Source organism: Bacillus sp. TH22 (genome assembly GCF_016651015.1).
Lineage (GTDB): Bacteria > Bacillota > Bacilli > Bacillales > Bacillaceae_G > Bacillus_A > Bacillus_A mycoides.
This window is the reverse complement of sequence record NZ_JAEKER010000001.1, coordinates 3372326-3386120: the sequence shown is the minus strand read 5'-3', so window position 1 is coordinate 3386120 and position 13795 is coordinate 3372326. Positions and strand designations below refer to the sequence as shown.

Annotated in this window: 14 protein-coding genes; 6 read left to right on the top strand and 8 right to left on the bottom strand. The window is 37.0% G+C overall.

Going from position 1 to position 13795, the window contains the following annotated elements; all coding sequences use genetic code 11:
* Positions 1-42: 42 nt before the first annotated feature.
* The 4 genes from celF to JFU18_RS17065 all read right to left on the bottom strand — a co-directional run bounded on the left by celF (position 43) and on the right by JFU18_RS17065 (position 3505).
* Entirely contained in the window at positions 43-1368 is a 1326-nt protein-coding gene (celF, locus tag JFU18_RS17080; RefSeq protein WP_002129947.1) for a 6-phospho-beta-glucosidase, read from the bottom strand.
* A gap of 3 nt (positions 1369-1371) precedes the next feature.
* Positions 1372-1695, bottom strand: a complete 324-nt coding sequence (locus JFU18_RS17075) for a PTS lactose/cellobiose transporter subunit IIA (RefSeq protein ID WP_000989054.1) — start codon at positions 1693-1695, stop codon at positions 1372-1374.
* A gap of 183 nt (positions 1696-1878) precedes the next feature.
* On the bottom strand, positions 1879-3186 hold the full coding sequence (gene celB / locus JFU18_RS17070) for a PTS cellobiose transporter subunit IIC (RefSeq protein ID WP_002034742.1): 1308 nt from the start codon (positions 3184-3186) through the stop codon (positions 1879-1881).
* Positions 3187-3202: 16 nt separating this feature from the next.
* Positions 3203-3505: a PTS sugar transporter subunit IIB gene (locus tag JFU18_RS17065; protein WP_201034511.1), complete on the bottom strand. Its 303-nt coding sequence runs from the start codon at positions 3503-3505 to the stop codon at positions 3203-3205.
* A 427-nt stretch (positions 3506-3932) separates the two neighbouring features.
* On the opposite strand from JFU18_RS17065, the gene JFU18_RS17060 reads away from it, so the two are divergent.
* Entirely contained in the window at positions 3933-5060 is a 1128-nt protein-coding gene (locus JFU18_RS17060) for a polyamine aminopropyltransferase (protein ID WP_201034512.1), read from the top strand.
* A gap of 27 nt (positions 5061-5087) precedes the next feature.
* Complete coding sequence (gene speD / locus JFU18_RS17055; protein WP_060749239.1) at positions 5088-5459, top strand: adenosylmethionine decarboxylase; 372 nt, start codon at positions 5088-5090, stop codon at positions 5457-5459.
* 110 nt (positions 5460-5569) lie between these two features.
* Here speD and JFU18_RS17050 read toward each other — a convergent pair whose 3' ends face one another.
* Genes JFU18_RS17050 through JFU18_RS17040 form a run of 3 tightly spaced genes read right to left on the bottom strand, consistent with a single transcriptional unit; the run spans position 5570 to position 7515 of the window.
* Positions 5570-5887, bottom strand: coding sequence for a PTS sugar transporter subunit IIA (locus JFU18_RS17050; protein WP_002016162.1), 318 nt, complete (start codon positions 5885-5887; stop codon positions 5570-5572).
* A 9-nt stretch (positions 5888-5896) separates the two neighbouring features.
* Positions 5897-7198 carry a PTS cellobiose transporter subunit IIC gene (gene celB / locus JFU18_RS17045; RefSeq protein WP_201034513.1) on the bottom strand — a complete coding sequence of 434 codons (1302 nt, stop codon included), beginning with the start codon at positions 7196-7198 and terminating at the stop codon, positions 5897-5899.
* Between the two features lie 14 nt (positions 7199-7212).
* Positions 7213-7515 (bottom strand): PTS sugar transporter subunit IIB, encoded by a 303-nt coding sequence (locus JFU18_RS17040; RefSeq protein ID WP_201032130.1) that lies wholly within the window; start codon positions 7513-7515, stop codon positions 7213-7215.
* 223 nt (positions 7516-7738) lie between these two features.
* On the opposite strand from JFU18_RS17040, the gene JFU18_RS17035 reads away from it, so the two are divergent.
* The 3 genes from JFU18_RS17035 (at position 7739) to JFU18_RS17025 (ending at position 10704) form a co-directional block, all read left to right on the top strand.
* Positions 7739-8956: a dicarboxylate/amino acid:cation symporter gene (locus JFU18_RS17035; protein WP_002016167.1), complete on the top strand. Its 1218-nt coding sequence runs from the start codon at positions 7739-7741 to the stop codon at positions 8954-8956.
* A gap of 167 nt (positions 8957-9123) precedes the next feature.
* Positions 9124-10281: an acyltransferase gene (locus JFU18_RS17030; protein ID WP_078184840.1), complete on the top strand. Its 1158-nt coding sequence runs from the start codon at positions 9124-9126 to the stop codon at positions 10279-10281.
* 42 nt (positions 10282-10323) lie between these two features.
* Positions 10324-10704: a VOC family protein gene (locus JFU18_RS17025; protein WP_002143773.1), complete on the top strand. Its 381-nt coding sequence runs from the start codon at positions 10324-10326 to the stop codon at positions 10702-10704.
* Between the two features lie 39 nt (positions 10705-10743).
* On the opposite strand, the gene JFU18_RS17020 is transcribed toward JFU18_RS17025, so the two are convergent.
* The gene (locus JFU18_RS17020) at positions 10744-12744 is read right to left on the bottom strand and encodes a YhgE/Pip family protein (protein WP_201034514.1); all 2001 of its coding nucleotides are present in this window, start codon (positions 12742-12744) and stop codon (positions 10744-10746) included.
* Positions 12745-12879: 135 nt separating this feature from the next.
* Here JFU18_RS17020 and JFU18_RS17015 point away from each other — a divergent pair, with 135 nt between their 5' ends.
* Positions 12880-13764, top strand: coding sequence for a LysR family transcriptional regulator (locus JFU18_RS17015; RefSeq protein WP_201034515.1), 885 nt, complete (start codon positions 12880-12882; stop codon positions 13762-13764).
* Positions 13765-13795 lie beyond the last annotated feature (31 nt).

The following is a 13795-nucleotide window of genomic DNA, read 5'->3' as shown; positions in this document are numbered from 1 at the left end:
TCCTACTAGAATTAAAAAAAGCGGGCTAAACAGCGCCGCTTTTTATTTCTCTATCTTCTTAAAGAATTGTGGAAGATGTTCTTTATGTGCTTCCAACATTTCATCTAAAATTTGTTTTGCAACTTTATCTGATGGTACAAGTGGGTTAATTGTCATAGCAAGCAGCGCCTTATGATAATCCCCTGTAACAGCAGCTTCAATTGTTGTGCGCTCAAATGATTTAATTTGCTGTACTAAACCGCGAACTGGTACTGGAAGATCTCCGACCGCAATTGGTTTTGGACCTTCTTTCGTAATAATACAGTTCACTTCAACAGCCGAATCATGTGGCAAGCTTGCAATTGTTCCGTTGTTTCGTGTATTAACAGGCTGGATATCACCTTTATTATTGTAAATAGACGTAATTAAGCTACATGCTGCATCACTATAATAAGCTCCGCCGCGCTTTTCTAATTGTGGTGGCTTAATATCTAAATTCGGGTCTTTATATAGCTCGAATAAATCATCTTCTAATTGTTTTACTACTTCTGCACGTGTACCTTTTTCAATCGAAGCTGCTTTCTCTTCTTCCAACATTTCACGTGTTTTATAGTAGTAACGATGATATGGACATGGAATTGCACGAAGACCGCGAATAAAGTCTGGCTCCCAGTTAAGCGCAGCAATGTTTTCCATCGTAATTTGCTTTTCTGGATCTGTTACAAGTTCTAATACGCGATCCATTACGCTTACGCCATCCAAGTATACATCTAATCCGTATACCATATGATTTAAACCAGCGAAATCAACGTGTACCCGGCTTGCATCTACTTCAAGTAATCTTGCAAGACCCATACGAATTCCGATTGGAACGTTACATAGACCAACTACTCGTTGAATATTCGTGTAGCGAAGTACAGCTTCTGTTACCATACCTGCTGGGTTTGCGAAGTTAATAAGCCATGCATTTGGACATAATTCCTCCATGTCCTTACAAATATCTAAAATAACAGGAATCGTTCTCAGCGCTTTGAACAAACCACCAGGACCATTCGTTTCCTGACCAATTACATCATATTTTAATGGAATTGCTTCATCTTTTGCACGTGCTTCTAACAAACCAACGCGAAGCTGCGTTGTTACGAAGTCAGCACCTTTTAATGCCTCACGGCGATCAAGTGTTAAATGAATATCAATTGGTAAACCTGATTTTTTCACCATACGTTTCGCTAAGTCACCAACGATTTCTAACTTCTCTTTTCCTGCCTCAATATCTACTAACCAAATTTCACGAACAGGAAGCTCGTCATAACGTTTAATAAACCCTTCAATTAACTCTGGTGTATAACTAGAGCCACCGCCGATTGTAGCAATTTTAATTCCAGTCATGCTTTATTCCCCTTTCGCTTCTAGCTTTTTATAAAGGTCAATAAATTCTGCCGCTAATTCTTTTACCGTAATAGAATTCATTAAATGATCTTGCGCATGAATTAAAAGAACACTAATCTCTGTTTTTTCCCCTCTTGCTTCTGATTGTATGAGCTCTGTTTGGAAATGATGCGCTTCATTAATCGCTTCTTTCGCCTTTACCATCGCTTCATCAGCTTCTGCCATTTTCCCCTGTTTGGCGAATTGAAGTGCCTCCATTGCAAAGCTTCGTGCATTACCACTATTTAAAATCAATTGGAATGGAATTTGTTCTGCTGTAGTCATCATAATTACCGCCCTCTCTATTATGGTTCAACCGATTTAAATACCCCTTCAGTTTGAACATTTCTATTAAATTATTATTTTATTAATGATAGTTTGGTGTTCTTGTAGATGGGTCTCATCTTTCTGAACATGATATAAAGGTGATTGTTCTCACAGATAATGTTACCTGTGAGAACAATTACTATGTTACATAGGTACAGAGTTGTTATTTCCTTGTGCTGCTGCTTTTTCAGTACGAACAACAGAACGGTCAGATAATACAACGAATGGATAGTAGATTACCATCGCAATTACAAAGTTGAATAACTGTAGAACTGCACCTGAGAAATGTCCACCCGTTACAAGATAACCACTAATAATTGGTGGTGTTGCCCATGGAATCATCACAACTGTTTTTGGTACCCAACCAATAGATATCGCTGTATAAGAAGTAATTACTAATACGATTGGTGTTATGATAAACGGTAAGAATAAAATTGGATTTAAAATAATTGGTGTACCAAAGATTACTGGTTCGTTAATATTGAATGCACCTGGTCCAATTGATAAGCGAGATACACCGCGTAATTGTGCACTTTTTGCTACAAGTAATACGACCACTAAGAACGCTAATGTTGCACCAGAACCACCAAGATATACAAAAGTATCAAAGAATGGTTTTGTAATAATGTTTGGAACATCAAATGCAGATGTACCACCTTGGAATAACTTCATATTTTTCTCTAATGCCGGTAAGTATAATGGCTCAATAATACCACCAACGATATTTGGCCCATGTAAACCGAAGAACCAAAGAAGATGAACAAGGAGTACAATGACAATTGCACTTGGTAATGTCCCTGCTAAACTTTGCAGTGGTGATTGAATCGTATTAAAGATAAATTCATGAACACTTGTACCAGCTAATTTCACTGCTAATTGAATACCTGCAACTACTGTTAAGATAACAAATGCTGGAACTATAGCTGCGAAAGATCTTAAAACTGCTGGTGGTACTCCATCAGGCATTTTAAAAGTAATGTTTCTTTGTACAAAGAAACGGAATACCTCAGTAACAAGGAGTGCCACGATAATTGCTACGAATAGCCCTTGTGCCCCTGTCCAAGCTAAGTTCAATCCGCCTTCTTTCGGTGTTGTTGGTGTAAGAATAATTAACGCACCAAATGAAATAATACCTGCTGACAAACCATCAACGCCGTAAGATTTTGCTAAGTTATAACTTGTTGTAAATGCTATGATTAGTGCTAGAATTGCGAAAGAACCAGTCCACATTCCACCGCCAACTTGTTTCCACGTTTCACCAAACAAACCTTTCATGAACTCTTGGAAAGCTTCAGACGGAAAACCATTAATTAGTGATGCCAATGCACCAACTAAAATAAGTGGCATAACTGCAATAAATCCATCACGGATCGCAGCTAAGTGACGTTGCGATCCGATTTTACCAGCGACAGGAACAATATACTTCTCCATAAATGCAATAAACTTTTGCATTTCGCTTCCCCCCTAATTATTTTTTTAGTGTTAATGCGTGATCTAAAACTGCTTCTCCATTCATCATGCCGTAGTCCATTGAGTTAATAACATCGACTCCAACATTTTTCTCATCGGCAAGCGTTTTCATTGTAGAAAGCATGTAACGAACTTGTGGTCCTAATAATAGTACGTCTGCTTGATCGATATTGTTTTTTACTGCATCCCCAGATACAGCCCAAATCTTACCTTCTAGACCACGAGCTTTTGCAGCCGCTTCCATTTTTGTAACTAGTAAACTTGTAGACATCCCTGCTGAACAACATAATAAAATATTCATTTATAAATCCCCCTTGTGTAGTATAAAAATTTTATGTTTTATTTATTTTTCTTTACGCTATTTATTAATGCAATTAGCGTGCCAACTTTTTAAAACCACTAAAATCAGCGCTTTTTCGAGCATTCCCTTTGTGTGTTAACGCTTTCAATTAGTGTGTTCCTTAAAAAACACACAGTGTGTTATAAAACAACATGCTTTTAACACATAACTGTATGAAAATAGATTAGTGTTTAGTTGTCTAGTTGTATTTAAAACAAAAAAACACTAATTTTTTAAAAAGTGCGAAAATATAGTACCAAAAAATATAATATTTCAACTCAAATCAAAACAAATACCTATTCAAAACACTCGTCTAGTTATTGTCCAGTCAAACTCTATTAAATTACATAGAATAGAATAAAATAAAGTATTTTGAAAGGGGATTCCAATGCCAAAGCATAGAAAAAAGAATAGAATGAAGATTTATAGAATACAGGTTCAAAATAAATGGTATAAACAAGAAGAAGATTTTGAATTAAATTCCAACACGGATACACTAGATCGACAGGACACTGAAGATAAACAAGACAGACCTGACAAACACGACGAACCAGATAAACACGACGAGGATGAAGACGATAAGCAAGTACAATCGGAAAATGTAATTATAGTACCCACAGATTCACACAGCTTAGATGTGTGGGATGAAATTTCTCTAAAGGAAATACAAGCTGGTGAACATACGAATTTATTTGAAGAAAAGAGTAATTATCAAAATATTAATTTAGTCCAAGTAAACGATGTTCGCTTATACTTGGACAAGCAACTACAATTCAGCTCCGTTGATGAGCAAATTTATCATGAAGCACTTGTACATCCGATTATGGCAAAAGTAATTGATCCAAAACGTGTTCTCATATTAGGTGGTGGCGATGGTCTTGCCTTACGAGAAGTTTTGAAATATGAAACTGTGCTACACGTAGACCTTGTTGATTTAGACGAGGCAATGATTAATATGGCACGTAATGTTCCAGAAATAGTATCTTTAAACAAAAATGCTTTTTTTGATAATCGCGTGAACGTGCACGTATGCGATGCAAAAGAATTTCTAAATTCACCTTCATCTTTATACGATGTAATCATTATTGATTTTCCTGATCCAGCGACAGAGTTATTAAGTACTTTATATACAAGCGAACTTTTTGCTCGTATAGCTACGTTTTTAACAGAAGATGGTGCGTTCGTCTGCCAATCTAATTCACCTGCTGATGCACCTCTAGTATATTGGAGCATCGGTAACACTATTGAACATGCTGGATTAACTGTGAAAAGTTATCATACAATCGTTCCTTCTTTCGGAACTGACTGGGGATTTCATATTGCTGCTAATTCTGCCTATGTACTCGATCAAATTGAGCAATTATATGTAATACCAACTCCTCGAACATTACCTTCTCTTCTTTCTCCTTTGTTTCAATTTAAAGAAGAACATTTAGAACAACGTAATCTCGCTCTTTTAAACTCAGAATCGAATCTTATCCTACATCAATGTTACAAAAAGGAAATGGAGTTTTGACAATATTATAGTAAGGAGTGCTACCCTATGGAATATTCTACTTTTGGTAAGCATATAATAGTAGATTTATGGGGAGTGGACTTTTCCCTATTAGATGATGTTCACTTTTTAGAATATCATTTAGTTAACGCTGCAGATTGCTCTGGTGCCCATATTTTAAACGTAAGTACAAAAGAATTCGATCCGCATGGCGTTACTGTTTTAGTTTTACTATCCGAAAGCCACCTTTCAATTCACACTTATCCAGAAAAAAACTTTGCAGCCATCGACTGTTATACGTGCGGTACGACCGTTGAACCGCAAATAGCGATTAATTATATCGTAAGTATATTAAGACCAAATGAGATGCATATAAAAAAACTAATTCGTGGTACAGGAGAGATTATTACTGCCGATTAATTATCACTCTTACCCATCCGTAAAAAGGAGGATTGTAAATACCATCAGTGGAACAAACACTCCACTGATGGTACGGACACATACATAAAAAAACCTCGCATAAGCAAGGTTCATTCATCCACCGACATCTTCCTATATAATTCTACAAACTCACTCGCCAATTCCTTCACTGTAATTGCGTTCATTAAATGATCTTGTGCATGCACCATCAAAAGGGTAACTTCTGTTTTTTCCCCGGCAGCCTCTTTCTGTATGAGCTCTGTTTGTAAACGATGCGCCTCTTGCAATTCATTTAAAGCTTCTTGTAGTTTCGCTTCTGCTTCCTGAAATTCACCGCGCTTTGCGCAATCAATTGCTTCCATTGAGCAGCTTCTCGCATTACCACCATGCAAAATTAAGTGAAAAGCTTTCGTCTCTATCGTATCCATTTTAGTTCTTTACTCCCCCTTTTCTTCCGCTACTTTTTGTTTATCCCATATTTTTAAGAACGGTAAGTAAATAAAGAATGCAAGTGCAAAGTTAACAAGTTGTAAAACAACACCTGAAATTTTCCCGCCTGATCCTAAATATCCACTAAAAAGAATAGGTGTCGTCCAAGGTACAGCCGCTCCGCTCGGACGTGCGACCCATCCCCATTCCATTGCAAAGTAAGAAACAACCGTTAACACAACTGGTACAAGTATAAATGGAATAAGTAAAAGCGGGTTCATTACTATCGGCATACCGAAAGTCACCATCTCATTAATATTAAAAATACCTGGTGCAATCGATAATCGCCCTAAACTTTTTAATTGCTGACTTCGCGCAAATAGTAACATTCCTACAACTAAAGCGAGTGTTGCACCAGAACCGCCCATATAAATCCATAAATCAAAGAACTGTGCAGTAATCGTATTCGGTACATCTTGCCCTGCTTGGAAAGCAACTCGGTTTTGATCCATTAACGACAACCAAACCGGGCTCATTACACCACCAACAATAGTAGCACCATGAATTCCACACGACCAAAGAACATGAACGAGAATAACTGCTATTATTGCGCCCCAAAGACTAGCACCAAGTACACTAAGTGGTTCCTGTAAAATTTGCCCCACAATATTATGGATACTGCCAAAAGAAGTATTTTCTATAATTAAGCGCAAAATCCAAATAACCGTTACAACAATAAAACCTGGAACAAGTGCCGCAAATGAACGTGTCACAGCTGGTGGAACTGTCTCCGGCATCTTTATAATCATCTTTTTTTGTACAATAAACCGATAAAGTTCAGTAGATATAATTGCAATAATCATCGCTACAAACAACCCTTGGCTTCCCATTAACGCAGCTGGTATAACTCCATCTACAAGTATACTTTCTTTCGTATTTGGTATCATATACATAACTTGGAATGGTGTTGCAAGTAAAAACGTCACAAGCGACAATGCTCCGGATGCTAAAGCGTCCACTTTATAATATTCTCCAAGTCTGTAAGCGATTCCAAAAACGGCTATTAAAGCCATTATATTAAAAGTTGCACTAACTGGATACCCTAAAGCCCTCTGCCAATTCTCACCAAATAAACCTGCCATAAAATCATTATATCCTGGTATTGGTAATGCACTAATAATAAGGAAAAATGATCCAATAATCAAGAAAGGCATCGTCAAAACAATTCCATCACGAATCGCTTGCAAATGTCTCTGTTCTGCAACCTTCCCTGCCACTGGCATCACATATTTCTCTAAAAACCCTATCATCTATCCCACACTCCTCATGGTTTCATTAACAAAGCTGCTTGCAAGATAGCTTCTCCATTACAAAGCCCGTAATGGACAGATTGAATGACATCAACAGGTATTCCCTTGTCCTTACATAATTCTTTCATTTTCGGTAATAAATAACGTACTTGCGGTCCAAGTAAAAGTACATCTGCAGTATCAATATGATTTCGCACTTCTGAACCTGATACTGCCCAAACCTTTACCTGTATCCCTCTTGCCTCTGCTGCTTTCTCCATTTTTGTAACAATCAAACTGGAAGACATTCCCGCTGCACAGCAAAGTAAAATATTCATCCCTTTTCCCTCCCCCTTTTTCCAAACCTAAGTTACGGTGCATCCTTGCCAACACTAGGTTACAAATATATATGTCTAGATTTCTAACTGTATGCCGAGCTTAAAAACAAAAATTTCTCGGTTTTCACGCTATTCCATCTATCCGTATTTTCCTAGTAAAGAAGTCTCTAACTCGCTATAATGATTCAGTATGATTTTTTATAATCGATAGGAGGATATATTTATGAAGGCATATCGCTTTCCGCTTATTTTATTATCTTCTATCCTAATTGGTGGTTTCATTGGCTATTTCATGGGTGCCGATGCAGTTGCTTTAAAGCCGCTTGGTGACATTTTCTTAAACTTAATGTTTACGATTGTTGTACCGTTAGTGTTCTTTAGCATCGCGTCATCTATTGCTAATATGGATGGATTAAAACGTTTCGGTAAAATTATGTCTAGTATGGCTGGAACTTTCTTATTTACAAGTATTTTAGCTGCTATTTTTATGATTATTATCGTGAAAGTATTCCCGCCAGCACAAGGTGTTGTATTAGAACTAACGCAGCCTGATAAAGCTGAAAAAGCAGTTAGTGTTGCTGATCAAATTGTTGGTATCATAACAGTATCAGACTTTTCAAAGTTACTATCTCGAGAGAACATGCTAGCTCTTATTTTCTTCTCTATCTTAATGGGGGTTGCAACTTCAGCAGTTGGTGAAAAAGGGAAACCATTCGCTACATTCCTACAAGCTGGTGCAGAAATTTCAATGAAAGTCGTATCTTTCATTATGTACTACGCTCCAATCGGACTAGCTGCCTACTTCGCAGCATTAGTTGGTGAATTCGGACCACAACTTCTTGGAACTTACTTCCGAGCAGCAATGGTATACTATCCAGCTTCTCTTATTTACTTCTTTGTATTCTTTACATTCTATGCGTACCTTGCAGGTCGCAAACAAGGTGTACAAGTATTTTGGAAGAACATGGTCTCTCCTACAGTTACATCACTTGCAACTTGTAGTAGTGCCGCAAGTATTCCAGCGAACTTAGAAGCAACGAAGAAAATGGGTATTTCTTCTGACGTTCGTGAAACAGTTGTCCTTCTTGGATCTACACTTCATAAAGACGGATCTGTTTTAGGCGGGGTATTAAAAATTGCTTTCTTATTCGGTATTTTCAACATGGAATTCGAAGGACCGAAAACATTAGCAATCGCACTTGTCGTTTCTCTATTAGTAGGAACAGTAATGGGTGCTATTCCGGGCGGGGGTATGATTGGTGAAATGTTAATCGTTTCTCTATACGGATTCCCACCAGAAGCATTGCCAATTATCGCAGCAATTAGTACAATCATCGATCCTCCTGCAACAGTGTTAAACGTAACAGGAGATAACGCTTGTGCCGTAATGACAGCTCGCCTTGTAGAAGGTAAAAACTGGATCAAAAATAAATTTGCTTAATATATAGAAAGAGGATGCTCGGTAGAGCATCCTCTTTTTTGTTGTTATTTGTCGAAATGTCGATATAATCCCATCCCGCCACAAATTTGTTATAATCTTCACAAATATTCCACATCCATTATCCATTCTCCGTACTATAATCATGTATGGAAAAGGAGATGGACGTAATGACTCAAAGTGCACCAGAATTCAAAGTTTTGCAAAGCATTGCATTTCTTGCTGTCGTTTTGCAAAGTTCCTTATTATATACAATGAATCAAGGAAATGTCTTACTCGAGCAATCCCTCATTATGGGCATGCTATTTAATCTTGCAAAATTTTCAGCACCTGCATTCATATTTATCGTCGGCTTCCATTTAATTCGGCTATATACGAAGCAACTCGTTTACAGAGAATATATTTATGAAAAAGCCGCACATTTACTCATTCCTTATTTCTTCTGGTCTATTCTTTACCTATTAACAACAAACGATGTCATTACACTACAAGGCGGAATAAAAAGTTTATTACTCGGAACAGCTGCACCTCATCTTTGGTACGTTATTATGATGTTCCAAATTCACTTATTGTTCCCGTTACTATGCACACTATTTTATTGGTTTCAAAAACGAACAGAAAATAAAAAAGACATATATAAATATATGACCATTTTCGCTTGTCTATATTTCTTCTTAATGTGGTACTCTTCTCACTACATTTTTAATGGAGAGAAACTGACTAGTTCAACCATTTTACATTATACAGATCGTTCCTTCTTCTTCTACTCATTCTATTTCGTCATGGGAGGAATAGCTGCTGTATCATTAAAAACTTGGCGTATATTTGTCATGAAACATATTCCGCTTATCACAATACTATTTTTCATCTTATTTTTATTCATCAATTATGAGTTATTTAGTTTTTACGGCGCCAATTCTATTCATTTAACGGTTTCTACTTATTTAAAACCGTCCATGTTTTTATATATTGTTTGTGAAATTATGATACTGTACGTGTTATCTATTACAATTGTACAGCGACGTGGTTTCTTATATAAAGCTTTACGTTTTATCGGGAATTACACGTATGGCGCTTATTTAGCTCATTTTTTCTTCTTGCAACTATGTACAAAATTTCTTTCCTTATTCGCACTGCAAGAAAACACAATATTATATAGCCTATTACTATTTATATTAACGACCACAATCTCTATTTCAGCAATGGTCATTGGTAGCATACTACCATTTCACACGTGGGTTACAGGGCCTTCCCCTACGACAAATATGAGATGGGCGAAGATTGCCATTCGGAAAAATCATGAAAAAGTATTTAAACCATATATTTGATATAATAGTATTTCATATAAGAAAAGAAAGTAGGACACACCTATGATTAATCAAATTGGACAAATTATGTTATATGTAAATAACCAAGATGAATCAGTACAATTTTGGACAGAAACAGTAGGATTCCAAATTGTTGCAGAAGAAAATAACGGTCAAGGATTTCGCTGGATTGAAATTGCGCCGGCAAAAGAAGCTGGAACAAGCATCGTCCTTCACGATAAGGCGTTAATTGCGAAGATGCAACCTGAATTAAACTTAAATACCCCTTCACTTATGTTCTTCTCTAATAACTTAGATCAACTGTATAAAGATCTTTCTGAGAAAAATGTTACAGTTGGACAAGTTGTAGATTTACCTACTGGTAGAGCTTTTAACTTCGCTGATAATGAAAGTAATTACTTTGCGGTTATGGAAAAGAAATAAGAAAAAGCTATCCGGAAAAATCGGATAGCTTTTTTCATTTTAAGAAACTTGCTCTGCATTCGTTTCCTTATGCTGTATATGACTCGTAACCCATGTGATTCCACCAGCGACAACGAGATAGCATAATAAAATTAAAATTTGCATTCGTAATTGCGACCAATCTCCTAAAGAGATAACATCTTGTAATCCTCTAAGAGAATGAGACATTGGGAGAAACTGTCCAATTTTGCTAAGAACAGCTATATTTAATTCTCCTGGGAAAGTACCTCCGCTCGTCGCTAATTGAAGAACGAGAAGCGTTACCGCTGCGAACTTCCCAACAATGCCGAATACCGTTACTAACATAAGAATAAATGTCATGAACGTAAAGGAAATAACAATACTTGATAAAACAAAGAGTGATACACTTGCAACTTCTAATTTCATAACTCCTAACACTACCACATCTACAAGTAGTGCTTGAATGAGTCCAATTAAATATACTAATCCTAGTTTATTAATAAAATGTACTGTTCCGCTTACCTTCATATTTTGTCTACGGCCAAGAGGTAAAATATTCGAAGCCATAATTCCGCCAACATAAAATGCCAGTGATAAAAAGTATGGTGCAATACCTGAACCGTAGTTAGGCACATCAGAAACTGTCGACTTCACTAATTGAACCGGCTCTGAGAACATCGTATTGCGTGCATCATCATTGCGAACATCCGCTATATTCTCTGCGCCCTCTCCCAATTTCGTAGAAAGTTCTTTCGCACCATCGTCCAGTTTAACAAGTCCGTTCGTTAACTTATCAGCACCATGATTCAGCTCTGTTCCGCCACTCGCAAGGTGATTTACACCTTCTTGTAATGATGTAAATCCATTTCCCCACTTCGTAAATCCATCAGCTAAATTCGAAGTACCATCTGCTATCTTTTTCGTTCCAGCGGTAGCTTCGTTTAACTTAACTCCGAATATATTCATGCCTTCCTCAATCTTATGCTGACCATCAGTAAGCCTCCGCGCACCTTGTGTCAATTGTTGTTGACTATTATTTAAAGTGTTTGTTGCTTTAGCTAATCCGTTAGAAGTAGCAATGATCTTTTGAAAAGCAGGATCTTGCTGCACTTCTGGATGACTTTTCACGTACTCTTCTAATTGTTGTTTTACACTATTTGCTGCATTGTCCGCTTTCACTTGCCCTTCAGCAAGTTTCTCACTTCCGTTCGCCCATTCATTTGTACCAGCACTTAATTCACTAACTCCTGATTGTAAAGACTTCTCACCCTGTGCTAGCAGCTCCATACCATTATGAAGTGATGTCGCTCCCTGACTAAGCTCATTTGCTCCCCCAGTTAAGGCCGATTGACTAGAGGCAAGCTTATCACTTCCTTCTTTTAACTTCACTGTTCCATCATTTAAACGATGAATACCATCTGTAAGCTGATTCGCCCCATTTTTTGCATCCGTCGTTCCTTCATGTAACTTCTCAGCGCCATTACTTGCATCACTCAACCCTTGTGCCAAATCTTGAAACTTTGAAAAGACACCTTCTGTATAAGATTTCGTAATACTATTTGAGATTTTTGTTTTCATATTTTCAACAGCTGTCGTTCCAATTTGAGCTGCTACAAAGTTTTTACCTGGATTTACTTTATACTGCAATTGTGCCGGCTCTGGTTTCTCATCCATTAGTGTACTTACCTTTTTAGAGAACTCCTCCGGAATCGTAACCACCATATAATACTTATCTTCTTTTAGCCCTTCATCAGCATCTTTTTCTGATACGAAATGAAACGCCAATTCCTTATTCTCTTTTAAATTTTTAACAAAATCGTCTCCAGCCTGGATTGTTTTTTCATCCATCACAGCACCCTTATCTAAATTAACAACTGCAACAGGTAATTTATCTAATTTTCCGTACGGATCCCAATATCCAGCTAAGAAGAATCCTGAATAAATTAAAGGAACGATTAATAAAAAAATTAAAGCGATACGTCCATGTTTATGGTTCCACATCGCCTTCCAATCTTTAAATATAAGTTGAATTCCCTTCATGAAACATACTCCTTCTCCTAATTTAACACCCTTCGAATGGTTTAACAGATTTACTATACACGTCACTTTCCATACTGTATAATACATCTTTAATTATCAATTCATTCCTTTTGGTCTATAGAAAGGAGATTCGAAGTGGAACTTCTTCAATTAAAATACTTTCAGACAGTCGCACGACTAGAACATATGACAAAAGCAGCTGAAGAATTGCATATCGCGCAGCCTTCACTCAGTAAAACAATCGCTAGACTAGAAAAGGACTTAGGCGTCCCCTTATTTGATCGCCAAGGTCGACAGATTACATTAAACTCTTTCGGCAAAGTATTTTTAAAACGAGTAGAACGCATTTTTCATGAATTAAGTGAAGGGGAACGCGAAATTAAAGATTTAGCTGAATTACAACAAGGCTCTATTACACTTGCAGTTTCTATTCCAAGAATATTACCCGAGCTACTCGGTTCTTTTTTACTAGAACATCCTAACGTTCGATTCCAACAATTTCTCGCATCTACTCCTTCTATGAAGCGGCAACTAGATAATATGGAAATTGATTTTTGTATCTCCTCTGTACCAATTGAAGGCGAGGAAATGGTTTGGGAACCACTTATCACAGAAGAAATTTTCTTAGCTGTTCCTTCAGGACATCGGTTATCAAACCGCGAAAGTATCTATTTGCATGAAGTAAAAGACGAATCGTTTATTAGTATGAACACTGGTTACGGATTTCGGCACTTAACAGATGAATTTTGTAAAAAAGCTGGTTTCACTCCACATATCGCTTTTGAAGTAGATGAACCAACCGTGATTAGCGATCTCATTAAGCAAGGTCTTGGCATCGCCTTTGTCCCAAGTTTAACTTTATTAAAAAACTCTACTTTAGCATCAAATAAGTTACGTATTATTGAACCTAATTGCGAACGAACTATCGGCTTAAGTTGGTCGAAGAAGCGCTATTTATCAAACACCGCCCACCAATTTCGTGAATTCGTGATTGATTACTTCTCCAATATTAGGGCGTAAAATTATATCGCTTTACAAACAAATAACGACA

Bases quoted from the DNA above. Each gene is read 5' to 3' on its own strand.
- celF (WP_002129947.1), bottom strand. From the start codon at position 1,368: ATGACTGGAATTAAAATTGCTACAATCGGCGGTGGCTCTAGTTATACA.
- JFU18_RS17075 (WP_000989054.1), bottom strand. From the start codon at position 1,695: ATGATGACTACAGCAGAACAAATTCCATTCCAATTGATTTTAAATAGT.
- celB (WP_002034742.1), bottom strand. From the start codon at position 3,186: ATGCAAAAGTTTATTGCATTTATGGAGAAGTATATTGTTCCTGTCGCT.
- JFU18_RS17065 (WP_201034511.1), bottom strand. From the start codon at position 3,505: ATGAATATTTTATTATGTTGTTCAGCAGGGATGTCTACAAGTTTACTA.
- JFU18_RS17060 (WP_201034512.1), top strand. From the start codon at position 3,933: ATGCCAAAGCATAGAAAAAAGAATAGAATGAAGATTTATAGAATACAG.
- speD (WP_060749239.1), top strand. From the start codon at position 5,088: ATGGAATATTCTACTTTTGGTAAGCATATAATAGTAGATTTATGGGGA.
- JFU18_RS17050 (WP_002016162.1), bottom strand. From the start codon at position 5,887: ATGGATACGATAGAGACGAAAGCTTTTCACTTAATTTTGCATGGTGGT.
- celB (WP_201034513.1), bottom strand. From the start codon at position 7,198: ATGATAGGGTTTTTAGAGAAATATGTGATGCCAGTGGCAGGGAAGGTT.
- JFU18_RS17040 (WP_201032130.1), bottom strand. From the start codon at position 7,515: ATGAATATTTTACTTTGCTGTGCAGCGGGAATGTCTTCCAGTTTGATT.
- JFU18_RS17035 (WP_002016167.1), top strand. From the start codon at position 7,739: ATGAAGGCATATCGCTTTCCGCTTATTTTATTATCTTCTATCCTAATT.
- JFU18_RS17030 (WP_078184840.1), top strand. From the start codon at position 9,124: ATGACTCAAAGTGCACCAGAATTCAAAGTTTTGCAAAGCATTGCATTT.
- JFU18_RS17025 (WP_002143773.1), top strand. From the start codon at position 10,324: ATGATTAATCAAATTGGACAAATTATGTTATATGTAAATAACCAAGAT.
- JFU18_RS17020 (WP_201034514.1), bottom strand. From the start codon at position 12,744: ATGAAGGGAATTCAACTTATATTTAAAGATTGGAAGGCGATGTGGAAC.